13 protein-coding genes are annotated in these 21084 nt (G+C 65.5%); 6 read left to right on the top strand and 7 right to left on the bottom strand.

The annotated features are described in order from the left end of the window. Positions 1-130: 130 nt before the first annotated feature. Positions 131-2485, bottom strand: coding sequence for a peptidoglycan glycosyltransferase PbpC (gene pbpC, locus A4C63_RS00735; RefSeq protein ID WP_063911738.1), 2355 nt, complete (start codon positions 2483-2485; stop codon positions 131-133). A 77-nt stretch (positions 2486-2562) separates the two neighbouring features. Between pbpC and A4C63_RS00730 the strand changes: the two genes are divergently transcribed. After that, positions 2563-2856, top strand: coding sequence for a hypothetical protein (locus A4C63_RS00730; protein WP_025337571.1), 294 nt, complete (start codon positions 2563-2565; stop codon positions 2854-2856). 161 nt (positions 2857-3017) lie between these two features. On the opposite strand, the gene A4C63_RS00725 is transcribed toward A4C63_RS00730, so the two are convergent. Further along, positions 3018-7919, bottom strand: a complete 4902-nt coding sequence (locus tag A4C63_RS00725; RefSeq protein ID WP_063911107.1) for an alpha-2-macroglobulin — start codon at positions 7917-7919, stop codon at positions 3018-3020. Between the two features lie 258 nt (positions 7920-8177). Between A4C63_RS00725 and A4C63_RS00720 the strand changes: the two genes are divergently transcribed. Then, positions 8178-9515 carry an MATE family efflux transporter gene (locus A4C63_RS00720; protein ID WP_063911106.1) on the top strand — a complete coding sequence of 446 codons (1338 nt, stop codon included), beginning with the start codon at positions 8178-8180 and terminating at the stop codon, positions 9513-9515. A gap of 121 nt (positions 9516-9636) precedes the next feature. On the opposite strand, the gene A4C63_RS00715 is transcribed toward A4C63_RS00720, so the two are convergent. The 5 genes from A4C63_RS00715 to A4C63_RS00695 all read right to left on the bottom strand — a co-directional run bounded on the left by A4C63_RS00715 (position 9637) and on the right by A4C63_RS00695 (position 14586). Continuing rightward, positions 9637-10092: a transposase gene (locus tag A4C63_RS00715; protein ID WP_063911105.1), complete on the bottom strand. Its 456-nt coding sequence runs from the start codon at positions 10090-10092 to the stop codon at positions 9637-9639. A gap of 151 nt (positions 10093-10243) precedes the next feature. Continuing rightward, entirely contained in the window at positions 10244-12157 is a 1914-nt protein-coding gene (speA, locus tag A4C63_RS00710; protein WP_063911104.1) for an arginine decarboxylase, read from the bottom strand. A 152-nt stretch (positions 12158-12309) separates the two neighbouring features. Continuing rightward, positions 12310-12681 (bottom strand): translation initiation factor Sui1, encoded by a 372-nt coding sequence (locus A4C63_RS00705; protein ID WP_063911103.1) that lies wholly within the window; start codon positions 12679-12681, stop codon positions 12310-12312. A gap of 298 nt (positions 12682-12979) precedes the next feature. Then, a complete protein-coding gene (locus tag A4C63_RS00700) occupies positions 12980-13516 on the bottom strand; it encodes an NUDIX hydrolase (protein WP_063911102.1) in 537 nt (178 codons plus the stop codon). Between the two features lie 2 nt (positions 13517-13518). Beyond that, positions 13519-14586, bottom strand: coding sequence for a DUF2333 family protein (locus A4C63_RS00695; RefSeq protein WP_063911101.1), 1068 nt, complete (start codon positions 14584-14586; stop codon positions 13519-13521). A 247-nt stretch (positions 14587-14833) separates the two neighbouring features. Here A4C63_RS00695 and A4C63_RS00690 point away from each other — a divergent pair, with 247 nt between their 5' ends. From A4C63_RS00690 to aroQ, 4 genes are all read left to right on the top strand, one after another. After that, entirely contained in the window at positions 14834-16192 is a 1359-nt protein-coding gene (locus A4C63_RS00690) for a diguanylate cyclase (RefSeq protein ID WP_063911100.1), read from the top strand. A 246-nt stretch (positions 16193-16438) separates the two neighbouring features. Then, complete coding sequence (locus A4C63_RS00685) at positions 16439-18400, top strand: methyl-accepting chemotaxis protein (RefSeq protein WP_063911099.1); 1962 nt, start codon at positions 16439-16441, stop codon at positions 18398-18400. A 205-nt stretch (positions 18401-18605) separates the two neighbouring features. After that, a complete protein-coding gene (locus tag A4C63_RS00680) occupies positions 18606-20378 on the top strand; it encodes a protein-disulfide reductase DsbD (RefSeq protein WP_063911737.1) in 1773 nt (590 codons plus the stop codon). A gap of 179 nt (positions 20379-20557) precedes the next feature. Next, entirely contained in the window at positions 20558-21013 is a 456-nt protein-coding gene (gene aroQ / locus A4C63_RS00675) for a type II 3-dehydroquinate dehydratase (RefSeq protein ID WP_003255330.1), read from the top strand. Positions 21014-21084: the final 71 nt, after the last annotated feature.

Raw genomic sequence — 21084 nt, 5'->3', positions numbered from 1 at the left:
ACTTTCTGAACTGTGGGAGCGGGCGTGCCCGCGAAGGGCCGCAAAGCGGCCCCAAATTGCTTAAAGGGGCGCCAGCCGGTCACACCCGTTACCTGCAAGCGTAGGTGCTGCCTCGGCCCTCGTCGAACGGCTACTCACTGACCTGGAACGCCACACGCGCTGTCTCGCCACTTTCATCCAGTGCGCTGATTTCGGCCTGCCCAACCTGTGGCAAGCGCACCAGCAGGTTGTCCTGCCCCTGGGTTTCGCCCAATGGCTGGCCGTTGAGGAACCACCAGCGCCGCCCGCCACCGCCTAGCGCCGACACATGCAGCTGCAACGGCTCGCTGCTGGTGACCGGGCGGCGCAGGTTGTCGCCAGGGCGCACGCCCACGATCGACAGCGGTGGCGCGCTGGCTGGCACCTGCGGCGGGCAGGCCGGGTCGATGGCCGGCAGGCGCGCCGCACGCCGCTCGATGCGTGGCAGCCAAGGCTCCAGCGGGGCCGGCCAGAGGGCGATGTCGCGGGCCTTGGCGCCCTGGCAGCTGCCATCGACGCGCAGCCCCTGGTCGTTGACCCATACGCTTTCGCGCAGGCCCAGGCCGAGGGGCTGGTCGGCAGCCTGGAGGGTTGGCGGCGTGGTGCCATCCAGGGTCCAGGCGAAACGCTGACGCCGGCAGTTGGGGTCCTGCTTGTTCATCGGCTGGCCCAGCGGCCAACAGATTGCCGCCACACCGACATTCGCCGGCACCCGCTCCATCGGCACGCTGATGCCACGCTGGCTGTCACGGTTGCTCAGCAGGTCGTGCACCTGCAGCATCAGCGGCGCTGCCGAAGCCAGCCCGAATTGCCCGGGGACCGGCGTGCCGTCGGGGCGGCCGATCCATATGCCGATCAGGTAGCGCGGGCCCACGCCGATCGACCAGGCATCGCGAAAGCCATAGCTGGTGCCGGTTTTCCAGGCCAGTTGCGGGCGCTGCACCAGCTCGGCATGCGGGTCGCGGTCGGGGCGCGCCTGGCCGCTGAGGATGCGCCGGATGATCCACGCCGCCCCCGGTGACAGCAAGCGCCGTTCCAGCAACGGGTCCTGCGGTTGCAGGCGCACTCGCGCACTGTTGCCACCCCGCGCCAGCGCGGCGTAGCCACCCACCAGGTCCTCCAGGCGGCTGCCCGCGCCACCCAGGATCAACGACAGGTTGGGCTCGGCCAGGGGCGGCAGTATCAGCGGCATGCCCGCCATGCGCAGTTGCGCGGCAAAGCGTTTCGGGCCGTAGGCCTCCAACAGCTGCACCGCCGGCAGGTTGAGTGACAGCGCCAGCGCCGAACTGGCCGATACCGGCCCGCTGAAACCCATGGAGAAGTTGCCGGGGCGGTAGTCGCCATAGCGTCGCGGCACATCCTGCAGCAGCGACTCGGAATGGATCAGGCCGTCATCCAGCGCCATGCCGTAGAGGAACGGCTTGAGCGTGGAGCCAGGCGAGCGCAACGAACGCACCATGTCGACATGCCCGAAGCGGCGCTCGTCGGCCAGGTCGATCGAGCCCAGGTAGGCACGCACCGCCATGGTTTGCGCCTCGACCACCAGGATGGCGGCGGAGGTGCGCTCCGGCAGCCGTGCGCGCCAGCCCAGCAGCAGGTCTTCGAGGCGCCGCTGCAGCGCGGCGTCGAGCGTGGTGCGGATCAGCGGCGGGCTGTCGCTGCTGTTCAGGCGCCGGGCCAGCAGCGGCGCCAGGGCCGGCTCCTGGCGTGGCGCCAGCAGCAGCGGTTCTTCGGCTGCCTCACGGACTTGCTGTGCCGGCCACACCTGGTATTCGGCCAGGCGTTGCAGCACCTTGTCCCGGGCGCGCTGAGCACGTTCGGGATGGCGGTCCGGACGCAGGCGACTGGGTGCCTGGGGCAGCACGGCCAGCAGCGCCGCTTCGGCCGGGGTCAAGTGCATAGGCGACTTGCCCAGGTAGGCCCAGCTGGCAGCCGCAACGCCCTGCAGGGTGCCGCCGAAGGGCGCGCGGTCCAGGTAGATCTGCAGGATTTCGCGCTTGGACAAATGCCATTCCAGCTGCGCCGTGCGCCACAGCTGGCGCAGTTTGCCGGCCAGGGTGCGCTCATGCGGGTCGAGCAGGCGCGCGACCTGCATCGACAGCGTGCTGCCGCCCGAAACCACACGCCCGCCATGCAGGTTCAGCCAGGCAGCGCGGGCCAGGGCCAGCGGGTTGACCCCGGGGTGGCTGTAGAACCAGCGGTCCTCGTAGGTCAGCAGTGCCTGCAGATACAGCGGCGAAACCTCGTCGGGGCTAACCGGGTAGCGCCAAACACCATCGGCATCGGCAAAGCGCCACAACGGCGTGCCGTCCTCGGCCAGCACCACCCGGGCCAGATCGTCGCTGGGCATGGGCAGCGGCCAGAGGCGGTCGGCCAGCCACAACAGGCCGAACAACACGAGCATGCCGATCACAGTGGCACGCAACAGCCTGCCCGCACGGGTACGCGGCCGCGTTAAGCTTGGCATCGGGAACCGACCCGGCCAGGTGATGGCCAAAGGCTTGGGAACGGCAACCTCGCCGATTCGTTCATCAGGAAGCAACTATGCATGTAGAAGGTTTTTTCGAGTGGCTGGGCCAGGCGCTGGGGTCGTTGATCCGCTTCATCGTCGACGCATTGAGCGGGCTGTTCAACCTGCTGGCCAGTGCCGGTGGCAATTTCATCGATGGCCTGGCGCGCACGTTGGGCATGGAAACCTCGCTGCTCAGCATCCTCGCCCTGATCATCGGGCTGGTGCTGCTGTACTCGGCAATCCGCGCGTTCATGCGTGCCTCGATCATCCTCGGGATCATCTGGCTGCTGCTGGGGTTGTGGGTGATGAGCTGGGTAATACACTGACATTGAACTGCCCGGCGCGGACCTGTGGGAGCGGCCTTGTGTCGCGAAAGGGCTGCGCAGCAGCCCCAGATTTTCAGCTCCGCCGCTTGAGTTGCCGGGGCCGCTTTGCGGCCCTTGCGCGACACAAGGCCGCTCCCACATAGCCCGCGCCTGACAGGCGCTTAGCGGGCTTTTACGGTCATCTCCCCTTGCCCATCCCCCACGGCCTGCAGGTTCGGCCGGTACATCGATTCGACTTGCGGCGGCGGCACGCGGTAGGTGCCCGGGGTCACCGCCCGCGCCAGGTACAGCAGGTGGGTGGTGCCGTAGCTGTCCAGCTTGAGCGCGGCGACGTAACGGTCATCGCGGTACTCCTGGTGCACCACACTGGCGTTTTGCATCGACTCGCGCCACTCCTTCACCGCACTGCTGGCGTTGTCCAGGCTGGCGGCACTCTGCGCCAGGTTCTGGTTTTCCAGCTCCAGGCCTGCCGGTAGCAAATCCACCACCAGCGCATCCGGCACCCGGTCTTCAGCCTTGAGCGCCAGGTGCACCAGCACCAGGTCGCCACTGCGCAGGTTGTGCAGGTCCAGCAACTGGCCATTCATGCCCAGGTACTCACGGCGGATCTGCATGCCGTTGCCACCGGCCGCAGGCGCCTGGCGTGGGTAACCCGACAGGGTCAGTTGCTGGTACAGCGTCTCGCTGCCCTGGTTCTGCACACTCAGCGGCGAGGCCAGCAACGGGCCTTCGAGCTTCATGCCGGACTCGGCATTGTTGAACTCGCGCACTTCGCCCGCGCTGTCCAGGCGCGCCTGCCACTGGCCTTCCGGCTTGCCCAACAGGCCACGGCCGGCCAGGAACAGCGCATTGCGCTCCTGGGTCGACAGCCAGCGGTTGGCCTCCAGCTCATCCGACAGGGCGAACAGACGCTGGTCGACCTGGCGGCTGGCCAGGTTGCTTTCCTGCAGCAGCGCCAGGATCAGTGCCTGGTCGCGCAGAGCGCTGCCGTAGTCGGCCATCCAGCCTTTACCGCGGCTGATGCCCAGGCCCGCCTGCAGGGCCTGCTCGGCACGCGGCTTGTCGCCCATCTTGTCCAGCGCCACCGCCAGTTGTACCAGCGGCAGGCCAGAGCGGGCGTCGGCGCGGCGTTCGAACAGGCCACGCAGGGCCCCCAGCGGCGCCTGCTGGCTGCGCGACAGTACCAACGCCGCGTAGGCCTGCACGGCGAAGCGGGTGTGTTCGGCGTTCTCGCTGTAGTCGACCTCGATCAGGTTGCGCTCCTGCAGGTAGCGCAGCAGGCGTTCGCTGGCCTTCTTCAGCGCTTCGGCCGGCACGCCGTAGCCTTGGTCACGAGCACGCAGCAGGAAGTCGGTGACATAGGCAGTCAGCCAGTACTCTTCTTCGCTGTCCGAGCTCCACAGGCCGAAGCTGCCGTTGTAGCGCTGCATGCCCAGCAGGTGCTCGATGCCCATCTCGATCTTGCGCTTGCGCACATCGGCTGGCTCGCCCTTGATACCCAGGCGCCTGAGGCTGTCGGCATCAGCGTACAGCGACGGGTAGAGGCCGCTGGTGGTCTGTTCCAGGCAACCGTAAGGGTAGGCCTCGAGGGCACGGATCTGCTCGGCCAGGTTCAGCGGTGGCCGGCTCGACAAGGCCAGGCTGGCTTCCAGGCCAGCGGGTTCAAAGGCGGCCAGGTCTGCTTCAGGCAGGGTCCAAGGCTGGTCCTTCAAGGCCACGCGGTAATGCTTGAGCATCGCCGGGTAGGCCGGGCGCACACCCAGCGTCCACTCACGCTCGAACGCGCCGGTCGGCTCGTTCGGCAGCTGCAGACCAGTGACCCGCACATGCACCTTGCCCTGCCCCAGGCCACCCTGGGCCTGTACCGGGATCATCAGCGTCGAGCGCTGACCTTCAGCCAGGGCAACGTTCTGCACGGCGTTGGCCGCCAGGCTCAGCTGCCCTTCGGTGCTGATTTCAACGTTCAGCTGCTGGGCACGGCCCGACAGGTTGGCCAGGTCCAGCGCCAGGCTGGTGCGGTCGCCACCGGCCAGGAAGCGCGGCGCCGAGAGCTCGGCAATCAACGGCGCAGCGACCACGGTCTTGCCTTCGGCCATGCCGAAGTGTTCCTCGGTCCAGGCCTGGGCCATCAGCCGCAGTTCGCCATTGAAGTCGGGGATATCGACCGTGGCCTGGCCCTCGCCCTTGTCGTCCAGGGTCACCGGCAGGCTTTGCTGGGCGACGATGGTCACCGTGGTATTGGGGCGCTTGCCACCCTTGGCCATCGCCGCGTCACCGCCGAACGCCAGGCTGGCCAGGCGGCCCTGGCCGGCTTCGATCAACTGGCCGTAGATATCCAGCTGGTCAGCACCATAGGCCTTGCGCCCGAACAGGCTGGCGAACGGATCGGGGGTCTTGAAGTCGGTAATGTTGAGGATGCCCACGTCCACCGCCGACAACAACACATGCACCTGCTTGGGCACGCTGCCATCGGCATTTGCAGCCTTGACCTTCACCGTCAGCGGCTGTTTCGGGCGCATTTTCTCCGGCGCCTGCAGGCTCACCGCCAGCTTGCGCTCGGCGCGGTCCAGCGGCAGGTGCAGCACGCCCACCGCACGTTTCGGCGTGGCGTTGGCCTTGCGCTCGCCGGGGCGGATCACCAGCGCGCTGATGTACAGGTCGTGGCGCGCCCACTGCTTGTCCAGCTGCACGTCGAACGTCTTGCCCTCGGCGGGCACGTCGATCTCCTGCCACCACAGCGGGCCATCGCTGGACTCGATCATCAGGTAGCCACTGCCGGCTGCGGGCGGGGTGACGGTGACCTTGGCGGTAGCGCCGTCGGCGTAGGCCGGCTTGTCCAGCGCCAGCTTGACCTGGTCCGGCCGCACCGCACCGCCTTCGGCGTTGTCCTGGGCGCGGTAGCCGGCCCAGAAGCGCGCGCTGGACACCAGGCCAGTCTGCGGGTCTTCCACCTCGACGCGGTACGGGCCCCATTCCACCTGGAAGCTCAGCTTGGCGGTGGAGCCGGCCTTGACGCTGACAGTCTCCTCGCTCTGGGTGAGGAACTTCTCGTTGTAGGCGTAACTCCAGCCATCGCTCTGCGAGTAGTTCCAGTAGTAGTCGCGACGTTCGCGTACCAGGCGCACCTTGAGGTCGTTGGCCGCCAGCTTGTTGCCGTCGCGGTCGGCCACCAGGAACTCGAACTCCACCGGCCCGTCACTGTCGGTTTCCTCACCGTCAAACAGGCCGCGCAGGCCTGGCAGGCGCTCGGCCGGCCAGATGGGTTGTTCCAGGCGCCGGGTGATCGGCCGGCCACCAGACTCCTGCAGGCTGGCCTGTACGGTCAGTTGCAGCGGCGAGCGGGCTTCGGCCCAGCGGCTTTCGATATCGACCACGGCCTTGCCGGCCTGGTCGAGGGTGACTTCGTCCAGCTCCAGGTCCTGGTTCAGCTCGGTTTCGGTGACCGAGCCGAACTGGTAGCCAGGCAGCGCCGGCACCGCCTCACGCAGCGGGCGAACATAGGCCTGGCCGCTCAGGCGGTTGCCGGCAGCCGGGGCGCCGTAGAGGTAACGGCCATTGACCTGGATGCGCGCATCCTGATCCGGAGCCAACGGTTTGCTGCTGCCCTTGAGTTCCAGCGCCAGGCGCTCGGGCAGGAAGTCTTCGACGAGGAATTCATACACCTGCTTGCGCCCGCCGCCCAGGTCGAGCAGCAGTTGCCAGCGGCCGGTCGGGGCCTCGCTGGCCAGCTGCAACTGGTACTGGTACAGGCCATTGCTGTCGGCTTCCCAGACGAACTTGCGGCTGACCTGCTCATCCGGGCGGCGCACTTCCACGCTTACTGGCTGAGCCTTGACCGGTTTGCCGTCCTGGTCGCGCAGCAGGCCGTTGAGCAACACCGTTTCGCCTGGGCGATACAGGTCGCGCGGGCCGAAGATGAAGAACTGCAGCGGGTTGGCCTGCGGGCCGGTGATGTCGAACTCGGCCAGGTCCAGTGCCGCGCTGCTCAGGCGCAGCAAGGTGGTGTGCACACCCTGGGTGGCGATCAGGGTGTCGGCCTTGGGCGTGATCGGCAGCTGGGCGTGGCCATCGCTATCGGTGCTGGCCTGGGCCAGCAGCTTGCCCTTGTCGTCATGGATTTCCAGGTTGACGCCGTTCATCGCCTTGCCGCCCTCCAGGGCCTGGGCGAACACATCCAGGCGGTCGCGGTAGCGGTGCGCGGACACACCGATGTCGCTGAGGGTGAACAGGGTCGCTGGCTGCGAGTAATCATAGGTGCCCGAGGCACGCATCACTGCCAGGTACACGCCTGGCTCCTGTAGCGGCTTGATGCCGGCGATTGGAAGCAGCACGGTTTCGCGGGTATTGCGTGCGGGGTTGAGATCGAAGCGGCCGCTGTAGACCAGCTCGGCCATGTCCAGGGTTTCCTTGGACTGGTAGTAGTACAGGCTGCTGTTGCGCCCCCAGTTGGCCAGGAAGGTCGAGAGCATGTCCGGCTTCACACGGAAGAACTCGACATCGACCTTGTCGACGTTGAGGGCAATCACCGGCAGGCCCTCGGCCAGGCGCGTGGGCAACAGCGATCCACGGCTGGCGAAGCCGATGGTCGGCTGCATGTCGCGGGTTTCCAGGCGGCTGACCGACTCGCTGTCCAGCTGCTTGCCGTTGACTGCCTGCAGGCCCTTGTCGACGGTCAGCACCAGCTTGCGCTGCGGCTCCAGATGGCGCAGGCGCAGCTCCATCTGGTTGTCGGAGAGTTCCCAGGCGCCGTCGAGCTTGCCTTTGACCGTGTCGACCAGGTGCACTTTGCTGGCGAAGTCCTGCTTGGCATCCAGCGGTGCGGAGAAGCTGATCGACAGCGTTGCAGCGCCATCGAGCTGCACTTCGGAAACATCCAGCACGGTGAGCTCGCGGCCCTCGTAGCGCTTGGCGAGTACGGCCGGGTCTTCGCGCTCGGGCGCCGGGGTGGCGGCGGGCGCAGTGGCCGCCGGCTTTTCGGCTGGCGCCGGTTTGTCCGGCGTCGAAGAGTCACAGGCACTGAGCAAAGCCAGCGCGCAGGCCAGCAACAATCCTTTGTTGAACATGGAGTAGGAACTCTTGGGCAGCGTGTACGTGAGGGCAGCAACTATAGCGCAATGGCGGGTGCAATACCCGGCGTTGCGCGCATTGGTTGCCAGGCCGTTACACTGTGTCATTCGTTAAAAGGAGGGCCGCTTCGCGCCCCTTCGCGGGCTTGCCCGCTCCCACAGGTTCGGCGCCGGCCGCAAGAACAACACTATCCTGTAGGAGCGGGCGTGCCCGCGAAGGGGCGCGCAGCGGCCCCAGGGTCCCATGGAATGCAAATGTCCCAACTCTCCACCGACTGGCAGCACCGCCCCACCCACCACAAGGTCTGGGCCCTGGCCGCGCCGATGATCCTGTCCAACATCTCCGTGCCGCTGGTAGCCCTGGTCGACAGCACCGTCATCGGCCACCTCCCCCACGCCCACCAGCTTGGCGCCGTGGCCGTGGGGGCCACGCTGTTCACCTTCATGGTCGGCCTGATGGGTTTCCTGCGCATGGGTTCCACCGGCTTCGCCGCCCAGGCCGCCGGCCGTGGCGACGGTGCTGCGTTGCGCCAGGTGCTGGTGCAAGGGCTGCTGCTGGCGGTCGGTTTCGCCCTGCTGATCGGCCTGCTGGCCCTGCCCTTCAGCCAGTTGGCGCTGCACGTGATGCAACCCAGCACGGCCCTGCAGCAAGCCACCGAAGACTTCTTCCACACCCGCCTGCTCGGCCTGCCTGCGGCACTGGCCAGCTACGCGCTGGTCGGCTGGTTCCTCGGCACGCAGAACGCCAGGGCGCCACTGGCCATCCTGCTGACCACCAACCTGCTGAACATCGCCTTGAACCTGTGGTTCGTGCTTGGCCTGAACTGGGGCGTGCTGGGTTCGGCGCGGGCGTCGGTGATTGCCGAATGGAGCGCCGCCCTGCTCGGCCTGGCCCTTACCCGCCCGGCCTTGCGCGCCTACCCGGGGCAGATCGTGTGGGCGGCGCTCAAGCGCTGGCAGGCCTGGCGGCCGCTGCTGGCGGTGAACCGCGACATCTTCCTGCGCAGCCTGGCGCTGCAACTGGTGTTCCTGCTGATCACCGTGCAAGGCGCACGCCTGGGCGAGGCCACCGTGGCGGCCAATGCCCTGCTGCTCAACGGCCTGCTGCTGACTGCCTATGCGCTTGACGGGTTGGCGCATGCAGTGGAGGCCCTGTGCGGCCATGCCATTGGCGCCCGCGACCGCGACACATTGCGCCGCTCGCTGGTGGTGGCCTGTGGCTGGTCGCTGATCACCAGCCTGGGGTTTGCCGGGTTGTTCCTGCTGAGAGGGCACCTGTTCATCGATTTGCAGACCGACATCGAGAGTGTGCGGGCAGCGGCTTATCCGTACCTGCCGTACCTGGCATTGCTGCCGTTGATTGCGGTGTGGAGTTACTTGCTGGATGGGCTGTTCATCGGCGCCACCCGGGCGCGGGAGATGCGTAATGCGATGCTGGTGTCGGTGGTGATTGCGCTGCCCTTGGGCGTGCTCATGGGTGACCTTGGCAACCAGGGATTGTGGTTGGCCTTCCTCGGGTTCATGGCATTGCGGGCGGTGACGTTGGGATGGGTGGGGTGGCGGTTGCAGGAGAAAGGTGAGTGGATTCAGTAATGCCGCGGCCGCTTTGCGGCCCATCGCGACGCAAGGCCGCTCCCACATTGATCGGCGTACGCAGGACTTTGTGGGAGCGGCCTTGTGTCGCGAAATGAGGGCGAAGCCCTCACCTGCTGACTCACAGCCACACACAATCCCAATGTGGATACTCGCCAGCCCGCTTTACCAGGCCAGCCCGAATCGGGTTTGCAATGATGTAGCGGGCGACGGCCCTCACATCCTCCTCGCGGCGCAAAGCCCGGTCATGAAAGCTGGTCTGCCAGATATGCCGCCTGTCGGCCCCTACCTTGTACAGCGCACAACTGCTTCTGGACTTGAACTCGCACATCAGCCTACTCAGGCTCGACGGCCCAAGCTCAACAAGCCAGTGAAGATGATCCGGCATCAAGACCCACGCCAGAGATCGACACGCCTTGCACTCTTCGCTGAGCCGTAATTGCTGGATAACTGTTCTGGCGAACAAAAAGTCTTTGAACAACGGTGTTCGGTTGCGAGTGGTTGTGGTGAGCAGGTAGAGACGCCCTGGTTCGGACACTCGGCCACTACGTAAACGATGGGAGCCGGGACTTTCCATGTCATCCTCCTTTGAACATTGCATTCAAAGGTAGCGGCGCTGATGTGACAGGCGAGGACTGGACCATTACCAGGTATGACGCGGTGAGGGCTTCGCCCTCATATCGCGACGCAAGGCCGCTCCCACAAAAAAGGCAGGAGCGGCCTGGCGGTTACGACGACAGGTACGAAGACCGGGTCAACCCCAGGCGCAAGGCATCCAGATACTGGGTCCGCTCACGCGCAGTGATCTTGGCGCTGGCCACCTTGTCACGGTAGTGGGTCATCAACTCCTCCGGTGACAGGTGCACGTAGCGCAGCATGTCTTCGATGGTGTCGTGGGTCTCGATACCGGCGTGGTACACGCTACCGTCGGCGTTCTGGAAGATGTTCACCGAATCGGTGTCACCGAACAGGTTGTGCATGTCACCGAGGATTTCCTGGTAGGCACCGACCAGGAACACACCCAGCAGGTAGTCCTCGCCCTCCTTCACCGCATGCACCGGCATGCTGGTCTCGATGCTCTGCTCGTCGACGTACTGGTTGATCTTGCCGTCGGAGTCGCAGGTCAGGTCCTGCAGCACGGCACGACGCATCGGCTCTTCGTCCAGGCGGTGCAACGGAATGATCGGCAGTACCTGGCCGATGGCCCAGGTATCCGGCAGGCTCTGGAACACCGAGAAGTTGCAGATGTACTTGTCGGCCAGCTTGTCGTTCAGCTCGTCCAGCACCTGACGGTGCGAGCGCTGGCGGGCTTTCAGCGAGTTGTGCAGGCGGCGGCACACGGCGAAGTAGCACTGTTCGGCCAGGGCCTTCTCGGCCAGGCTGATCTTGCCATCGGCATACTGCGCAGCCACGTCACCCAGGTAGTGGGTAGCGCGCCAGTAGGTCTCGGTGACCATCTCGATGTCGGTCGGGCCGAGCAGGTCGACCAGCCACTGCACGGTCTCGGGCAGGGCTTCCTTGTTCTCGATGGTCGGCACGTCGTCGTTGTGCTTCTCGACGTCGGTCACCTGGATCACCAGCATGGCGTGGTGCGCGGTCAGCGAACGGCCACTCTCGGAGAAGATGTGCGGGTGCGGCAGGCCCTGCGCGTCGCAGAACTCCTTGAGCATGCCCACCACCACGCCGGCGTAGTCGTCCATGTCGTAGTTGATCGAGCTGGCATTGCGCGAGTGGGTACCGTCATAGTCCACGCCCAGTCCACCACCAACGTCGATGTGGTCGACCGGCAGGCCCAGTGCACGCAGCTCACCGTAGTAACGGATGGCTTCCTTGAAGCCGTGCTGGTAGTCGGCCAGGTTGGCGATCTGCGAGCCCATGTGGAAGTGCAGCAGGCGGATACCCTGGTCCAGGCCGGCATCGCGGAAGCGCTGCACCACCGAGATCAGCTGGGCGGCAGACAAGCCGAACTTGGACTTTTCGCCACCGGTGTCGGCCCACTTGCTCGAGGCCAGCGACGACAGGCGCACGCGCAGGCCGACCTGCGGCTTGACCTTGAGCTCGGCAGCCTCGTCGATCACCAGGGCCACTTCCGACTCTTTCTCGATGACGATGAACACATTGTGGCCGAGCTTCTGGCCCATCAGCGCCAGGCGGATGAACTCGCGGTCCTTGTAGCCGTTGCAGACGATGGTGCCGCCTTTCGGCGCCAGCGCCAGCACTGCCAGCAGCTCAGGCTTGGAGCCGGCTTCCAGGCCAATGGAGACGTTCTGCGTGGCGATGATGTTCTCCACCACCGCTTCCTGCTGGTTGACCTTGATCGGGTACAGCGCGGTGTACTTGCTCTGGTATTCCAGGCGCGCGATGTTGGCGTCGAAGGCGCCGGTCAGTTGGCGCACGCGGTCCTGCAGAATGTCGGGGAAGCGCACCAGCAATGGCAGCGACAGGCCGCTCTGGCGCAGTTCGTCGACCTGTTCGAACAGGTCGATCGGTGCGCTTTTCGGGCCGTTGGGGCGTACTTCGACGCGCCCGGCTTCATTGATGGCGAAATAACCAGCGCCCCAATGGCGGATACCATAAACACTGCGGCTGTCGGCCACGGTCCATTGGCTACCATCGTCTTTGCGTGTGCGTCGTACGGACATTCAAGTCCCCTATAGATAAGTCGAAGACACTGCCCCGCAAGGAGGCGGGCGCAGTGTAAAAGCCAAAAATGACGATTCGTCCGTGCCCTGGGATAGACCCTGGTCACGGCAACGAGTTTAGAAAGCACTGGGCAAAAAATCGCGTGGCCGCATCAGCCGCCGGACTTTTTCGCCTTGAAACCCTGCTTGGTCAGCTCACCGATCAGCAGCTCGACATGGTCGCCCTGGATTTCGATGACCCCATCCTTCAGGGCGCCACCGGTACCGCAGCGGCGCTTGAGGGTAGAGGCCAGCTCCTTGAGCTGGTCGAGCGGCAGCGGCACGCCGGTGACGGTGGTCACGGTCTTGCCGCCACGCCCTTTGCTTTCGCGGCGCACACGGGCAATGCCATCGCCTTCGGGGATGATTTGCTGCTTGCAGGTACAGGCATCCACCGGCTGGCCACAGTCGGGGCAGTGCCGACCGGCGTCGGTGGAGTAAACGAGACCGCCAAGGGCGGCGAAGGAAGAAGCTTTCTTGGCCACTTTTGTTCCTCTGTGCTGAGGACAAAAACTGGTCGGCCCCAGGGGGTTGAGCCCGACCGCGAAGCCCCACTCTGGCAGGGGCGGCGCTACCACCGCAAGACCTGCGGCAGCCCGAAAAGGGCGCGCAGTTTAACGATAAATCCGGCTGTTGCTAAGTACTGGATTGCGGCATTTTGCGAATGTTTTGCGACCCCTTCGCGGGCACGCCCGCTCCCACAAGTACGGCGCCGCTCTCGAACACTGCACAGTCCCTGTGGGAGCGGGCGTGCCCGCGAAAGGGCCGGCACCGCCAAAACAACTATCCCAGGCTGGTTTTATAGCGCTGCAACGCCGCCAACGAGTCCGGGCAATACGGCTTCGTCAGGCTCTCCTCTTCAGCCTGTTCCAGGCCAATGAAGCGCGCCTCGATCACCTCTTCCGGCTGCAGCCGCAACGGCGCATCCGAAACCGCCGAATACACCGCACACCACAAGCGGTTATCCGGCTGGTCGAAGTAGAACCGCTCATGAAAGCGCAGCTCCACACCGTCGATCCCCAGCTCCTCGGCCAGCTCCCGCGCAGCCGAATCGGCATACGCCTCCCCGGCCGTCACCATGCCGCCTGCCGCCACATCCCAGTACCCCGGGTACAGCGCCTTGCTCAGGGTGCGCCGGTGCACGCACAGCTCACCGGCGCTGTTGAACAGCAGAATGAACGTGCAACGCCCGATCAGGCCGCGCTCGCGCAGTTCGGCGCGGGGCAAGGCCCCCAGCACCTGGTCGGCTTCGTCCACCCAGGTGACCAGTTCGCGGTCGGAAGCCGCCCGGTGGGCGGCCTCGTTTGGGCTGATAGCCATCATCAACCCTGCGACAGCAACTGACGCAGGTCGATGACCGCGGCGTTGGCCCGGGAAATGTAGTTGGCCATGACCAGCGAGTGGTTGGCCCACATGCCGAAGCCGCTGCCGTTGAGCACCATCGGGCTCCACAGCGCTTCTTGCGAGGCTTCCAGCTCACGGATGATCTGGCGCACGCTGACCGTGGCGTTCTTCTTCGCCAGCACGTCGGCAAAGTCCACCTCGATGGCGCGCAGCAGGTGCGACAGCGCCCAGGCCTGGCCACGGGCTTCGTAGAACACGTTGTCGATCTGCAGCCACGGGGTTTCCACCAATTCCTCGTCCACCTGCGGCGCCTGGCCGGCGACCAGCGACTCGGTCTTCAGCGTGGTGTTGAGCTTGACCCGGCCAACGCTGGCCGACAGGCGCTGCGACAGCGAGCCCAGGCGGGTGGCCACGTCACCCAGCCAGTTGTTCAGGTTGTCGGCACGGGTGTAGAAGATCGCGCCCTTGTCGCCGGCAGCCAGACGGGTCTGGTATCGGGTCAGCGACTTGATGCCCTCTTCGAACTCCGACTCGCTCGACGGCAAGATCCAGCTCTTGTTGTCGAAGTTGAAACGCGGCTCGGCCTTGGCCAGGTCGGCGTCTTCGGTGGACTGCGACTGCGAACGGGCAAAGTCCTTGCGCAGGGCACGGGACAGGTCGCGCACCTGGACCAGCACGCCATATTCCCAGCTCGGCATGTTGTCCATCCACAGCCCTGGCGGGAAGCGGTCGTTGGAAATGTAGCCACCCGGCTTGTTCAGCAAGGTGCCGGCCACGGTCTTGAGGGTTTCGATAGTGGTGTAGCCCACCACCATCTGCTGGCCAGTGCGCTCGGCGGCGGCCTGGGCGTTCTGCTGCACCGGGAACAGGTCCGGCTCCTGGCTCCAGTACCAGCCCAGGCCGATACACACCAGCAGGTACAACCCGATCAGGGTCCCCAGGGCACGGCTCCAGAGGCCGCCAAGGTAGCTACGGGCGGCGGCGCCACGGCCGTCGACACGCTCGCGGGGCTCGGCTTTGGCCTCGCGGTTTTTCCAGTCCAGCATGGCTTTGTCCTTATCAGTCACGACGGTTCAGGGGCTTGGACCACAGGCCTGCGCCAGGGTGCCACGGCAAGCCCGCGTGGCAGCACTATAAAGCAGACACCGCCTTACGCATAAGCGACCAATCGGTCAGAAACTGAATATTCGTTCTGCCCGCTTTGTTGATGCAGGGCACTCACGCATCTGGAAAGAGCTGCTAGCATAGAGCCATCATTGCCCCTGCACATCCCAACCTACAAGTAGCCAGGACATGAGCCAAGCAGTCGAGCCGAGCCCGCAGTGCCCCGCCCAACAGCTGACGCGTAGCGGCCTGCGCAAGGACGACCCGCTCGATCAGGTGCTGCTACCGCCCCTGCGCAAGCCGGTGTACATCCTGCTGCAGGACCACGAGCGTGCCCAGCGCCTGGCCCAACAACTGGAATTCTTTGGCCTGGTGGTGCAGGCGCTGGCCAGCGCCGCGGCGTTTCACGCCTCGATCGAGGAATGCCCGCCTTCGGCCATCATCATGGATGTCGACTTCAGTGGCGCCGGCCAAGGCCTGCTGCTGGCTGCCCAGGTGCAGCAGGGGCTGGCCCGGCATATACCGCTGCTGTTCTTCAGCCACCACGAAACCGACACGCCGACCCGCCTGGCCGCCGTGCGCGCCGGTGGCCAGGACTTCCTCACCGGCACCCTGGAAGCCTCCAGCCTGCTGGAAAAGGTCGAACTGCTGACCAATGCCGCCCAGCACGACCCGTTACGCGTGCTGATCATCGACGACTCGCGCACCCAGGCCTTGTACACCGAGCGTGTGCTGGCCAGCGCCGGCATGCTCACCCGCAGCCTGACCGACCCGATCCGCACCATGGCCGAGCTGGCCGAGTTCCAGCCCGACCTGATCATCCTCGACCTGTACATGCCGGCCTGCACCGGCCCTGAGCTGGCCAAGGTGATCCGCCACAGCGACCGTTATGTGAGCGTGCCGATCATCTACCTGTCCGCCGAGGACGACCTGGACAAGCAACTGGATGCCATGAGCGAAGGCGGTGATGACTTCCTGACCAAACCGTTTCGCTCACGCCACCTGATCACCACCGTGCGCAACCGCGCCGCCCGTGCCCGGCACCTGAAGGCGCGCATGGTGCGCGACAGCCTGACCGGGCTGTACAACCACACCCACATCCTGCAACTGCTGGAGGACTGCAGCTTCCGCGCCCGACGTGAGCAGCAGCCGTTGAGCTTTGCCATGCTCGACATCGACCACTTCAAGAAGATCAACGACCGCCACGGCCACCCCATGGGCGACCGGGTGATCAAGAGCCTGGCGCTGTTTCTCAAGCAGCGCTTGCGCAAGACCGATTTCATTGGCCGTTATGGTGGCGAAGAGTTCGCCGTTGTCATGCCCGATACCGCGCTGGACGCGGCGCACAAGGTGCTGGACGAAATCCGCCGGCGCTTTGCCGAGATTCTCTACCCGGCGCAGCCTCGGGACTTGCAGTGCACCTTCAGTGCAGGCGTGGTGCAGCTGGATGAGGGGCTGGATGCGCTGACCATGGCCAGTGCGGCGGACGAGGCGCTGTACCGGGCCAAGCATGCCGGGCGCAATTGCGTGGTGCGTGTAGAGCCCTGAGTTCTTCATCGCCTGTACCGGCCTCTTCGCGGGCTTGCCCGCTCCCACAGGGATTGCGCTGCATTCAGGTCTGGTAGATATCCTGTAGGAGCGGGCAAGCCCGCGAAGAGGCCAGTACAGGCAATGCAGATACAGGCACTGTGCCACTTTTTTACGACGCCAACCCCCTGCAGTCATCACCCCGTCACAAAATCGCAATAACTTCAGCCACCGACCTCTCCCCCTCCCCGCAGGAAGCTCGCGGCTATGCGCCTGAAGTGGCTGACCAATTTCAACACCCTGTTGCTGGTAACCGTGTGTATTGCTCTGGGCGCCACCTTGTGGTGGTCGCAGCGTGCCCTGGAGCGCCCCTACCAGTTGATGGAGCGCTACCTGGGCCTGTCCCAGCAGTTCCAGAACCAGGCGGCCCGCAACATCCAGGCCTACCTGGGCAGCGGTGATGCCCTGCGTCACGCCGCGGCCATGGAGGCCAACCAGAAACTGCAGGCCGCGCTGGCCGAGTGGCCCACTGAGCTGGCCGACAAACTGCGCCCCAGCCTGGATAGCCTGCAGGCCTTTACCGCCGAGGAGCTACTGGCCGCCGGCAAGCTGGCCGGCGATCCCCAAGCCCTGCTGCTGCAGGCCGAGCGGGAACTGGGAGCCAACTTCGAACAACTGGCCGGCTACGCCCGTGACAGCGGCAGCGCCGACGCCAACCGCTACCTGGTGCCATTGCTCGACGCCACCGTGCACCTCGGCCGCCTGTCGCTGGCCCGGGACAAGCTGGTCAGCAGCGGCCGCCCGGAACTGGCCGACGAAGTGGAGCGCGAGCTGCAACTGATCCGCGCCCAGGCCCAGGCGATCGACGCCTTGCCCTTGCTGGGCGTAACCCGTACCGCCGAATCCGGTGCCGACGACTTCGCCGCAATGATGGGCCTGGAAACCCAGGCCAGCGCCCAGCAGGAAGACATTGCCGTTGGCCTCAAACGCGAACTGCAGAGCCTGCTCAGCCGCTACCCGGCCGAACTGCAGCGCACCCGCGAACAGATCGAGCGCCGCGTCGCCCTGGCCGCCAGCACCAGCCAGCGCCTGGAGGCCGTACAGCAGGCCATCGCGGCGCTGGAGCCCGAGGTACGCGGCCAGCACGCGAAAATTGCCGCCGAAGTGCGCATCATCCAGGGCCTGATGATCGGCCTGATCCTGCTTATCGCCCTGCTGATCGACACCTTGCAAAGGCGCCTGGCGCGCACCCTGACCGGCCTGGCCCCGGCCCTGTCACGCTGGGCCGAGGGCGACTTCGCCGAGGCCATCGCCCTGGGCAAGACCAACCGCGAATTGCGCGACATCCAGGAATCGCTCAACCGCCTGCGCCAGTACCTGGTGGAGCTGGTCGGCACCATCCGCCACAACGCCGAGCAGGTGGCTGGCAGCAGCCACGCCCTGGCCGGCATGAGCGCCGCCCTGCATGACGGCGCCGAGCGCCAGGCCGGCGACACCGGGCAGATTCGCGATGCCCTGGGCGAACTGGAAGCGACCATCCAGCAAGTGGCCGGCGACGCCAGCGCCGCCGCCGACGCCAGCCGCGATGCCGGGCGTGCAGTGGAGCAAGGCCAGGCGGTGATTGGCCAGAGCCTGTCGGGCTTGCGTGAGCTGGTCGATGAAGTGCAGGGCAACGCCCGCATGATCGAACAACTGGCGGAAGAGTCGGCCACCATCGGCGGCGTGCTGACAGTGATCCGCTCGATTGCCGAGCAGACCAACCTGCTGGCGCTGAATGCCGCGATCGAAGCGGCCCGGGCCGGTGAGATGGGCCGTGGTTTTGCCGTGGTGGCCGATGAGGTGCGTTCGCTGGCGCAGCGCACCACCGGGGCTACCGGCGAGATTCAGGCCTTGATCGACCGCTTGCAGCAGGCAGCCAGAAGTTCGGTGGCCGGGATGCGCGCGCAACTTGAGCATGCCGAGGCCACGGCCAACCAGGCCCAGGCGGCGGACGGGGCACTGGACGAGATTGTCTGTGCCATTCGCACCATTTCGGACACTGCGGTGCGGATTGCCGATGTCACGGCGCAGCAGAGCGGTGCCGTGAGCGAGATTCGCGACCACAGCGAGCGGATACATGAGTTGGGTGAGGACAACCTGCAGCGCATTGGCGAGGGGCGTGAGCAAGGCGAGCAGTTGCTGAGTTTGGGGGATGAACTGAACCGGGCGGTGCGGGCCTTCAGAGTCTAGGTTGGGCTGTACTGGCCTCTTCGCGGGTAAACCCGCTCCCACAGGGATAGCCTATGCGCTCGAGGTGAGAGCGGGTTTACCCGCGAAGAGGCCGGCACAGGCAGCACATGAGCCAGCGGCCATGTGTCGCCCCTTCCGCCTGCATGGCCCCAACCTGCACCAACTCCGCTATCATGCCCAGCACGTTCCACCTCGCGAGTCCGCCATGCGCCGCCTGTTTTTCCTGCTGTTCCTGCTGCTGGCCAGCCCTGCCTTCGCCACGGGCCTGCTCGACAACCGCCCCAGTGCCACCCTCGGCGCCGCTTCGCTGGCCAACAACGCCGACTTCCTGCCGGTACACGAGGCCTTCAAGCTCAACCTGGTGCAGGCCGATGCGCAAACCATCAAGCTGCGCTTCGTCGCCACCGATGGCTACTACCTCTACCGCCATCGCTTCCAGTTCCGCACCGAACCGGCCGACATTGCCCTGGGCACACCAAACATCCCCAAGGGCGAGGCCAAGCACGATGAATTCTTCGGCGATGTCGAGGTGTACCACGGCGTGCTCGATATCGAGTTGCCGCGCAACGACCCGCGTGCCTTCACCCTGCTGGTGGGCTACCAGGGCTGCGCCGACAAAGGCCTGTGCTACCCACCGGAAACCGCACGCCTGAGCATCGATGGCGAAGGCGGCGCAAGCGCCCCGGCCACCGCTGAACACGCCTGGACCTGGAAGTCGCTGCTGCTGTTCTTCCTCGCCGGGGTCGGCCTGACCTTCACGCCCTGCGTGCTGCCGATGCTGCCGATCCTCTCCGGCGTGGTACTGCGTGGCCAGGCCGGCGGCCTGCGCGGGCTGGCGCTGTCACTGGCCTATGTGCTGCCCATGGCGGCCAGCTTCGCGGTACTCGGTGCCCTCATGGGGCTGTTCGGCGCCGGCCTGAACCTGCAGGCACGCCTGCAGTCGGCCTGGGTGCTGGTGCCTTTTGCGCTGTTCTTCGTGGTGTTTGCCCTGGCCATGTTCGGCCTGTTCGAACTGAAGCTGCCGCAGGCCCTGAGCAACCGCCTGAACAACGTCGCCAGTCACACCCGAGGCGGCTCGCTGCTGGGCGCGGCAATATTGGGCGTACTCTCCAGCCTGCTGGTTTCGCCGTGTGTGTCGGCGCCCCTGGCCGGTGCGTTGCTGTACATCAGCGCCAGCGGCGATGCCCTGGGCGGCGCACTCAAGCTGTTCGCCCTGGGCCTGGGCATGGGCGCACCATTGCTGCTGGTGGCCACCGGTGGCGCGGCCTGGCTGCCGAAAAGCGGCCCTTGGCTGAACACGGTGAAAAACGCCATCGGCGTCCTGCTGCTGGGCCTGGCCATCGGCTTGCTCAGCCGTGTGTTGCCAGGCCCGGTGACCTTGCTGCTGGTCGGGTTCCTTGCCGCTGGCGTGGCGCTGTTCCTCGGCGCCCTCGAGTTCGTCGTCAAGACCGCACGCCAGCGCCTGGCCCAACTGCTTGGCCTGGCCTTGCTGGTGTACGCCCTGGCCTGCTGGTACGGCGCCCTCAGCGGCCAGGGCGACCCGCTGCGCCCGCTACCGCCGGCAACCCTTGTGGCCACCGGCAACAGCCCGGCGGTGCAGGCAGATAGCTGGCAGACCATCACCACCCCCGCCGCACTGGACGCCGCACTGGCCCAGGCCAAGGCGGCCGGCCAGCCGGTACTGCTGGACTGGTACGCCGACTGGTGCATCAGCTGCAAGGTGATCGAGCGCGAGGTGTTGACCGCGCCGCAGGTGCAAGCACAGTTGGCCGGCTTCAAACTGCTGCGTTTCGACATCACCGAGAGCAATGCCGACCAACGCAGCCTGCTCGACCGCTACCAGCTGTTCGGCCCTCCTGCCCTGTTGTTCTTTGCCGCGAACGGTAGCGAAATAACCGCTGATCGGGTCATTGGCGAGATAAATGCCGGTGAATTTGCGCAAATTCTGACACGCGTACGCGACAAAGTCGGTCTATAACTTCCCGCGAGCTGTGAAAAATCCTGAAATCAGTGACCAAACTTAATCATTTGGTCACATACTTCGCGCGAACCTCGGACATCGTGCTGGCTATTGCCGGGAACTGGACACTTGCCGTCGCTTTACGGCACACTCGCCGCGCTGTGTCGAATTGCCCTACAAATCCAAGGAATCCGCAGATGGCAACGCTACTGGTGCTTCACGGCCCCAACCTCAACCTGCTCGGTACCCGCGAGCCTGGCCACTACGGCGCCGTGACCCTGGCCCAGATCAACCAGGACCTGGAGCAACGTGCCCGCGCCGCGGGCCACCATCTGCAGTACCTGCAGAGCAACGCTGAATACGAACTGATCGACCGCATTCACGCCGCACGCAACGAGGGTGTGGACTTCATCCTGATCAATCCGGCTGCTTTCACCCACACAAGCGTCGCATTACGTGACGCATTGCTTGCGGTGAGCATCCCATTCATCGAAGTGCACCTGTCCAACGTGCACAAACGCGAACCGTTCCGCCACCACTCCTACTTTTCCGATGTTGCCGTAGGGGTGATATGCGGCCTGGGCGCCAGCGGTTATCGCCTGGCCCTGGAGTCCGCGCTGGAACAACTGGCTGCCAACGCACAGCCCAAATGATGAAAACCCTGGCCTCAGTGGGCCAGGGTTCGAGAGAAACGTTTCAGATACGTTTTTTTGTATTTCGCCCC

Origin of the sequence: Pseudomonas sp. p21 (assembly GCF_001642705.1) — a bacterium.
Classification (GTDB): domain Bacteria; phylum Pseudomonadota; class Gammaproteobacteria; order Pseudomonadales; family Pseudomonadaceae; genus Aquipseudomonas.
This window is presented reverse-complemented; position numbering and strand designations above follow the sequence as displayed.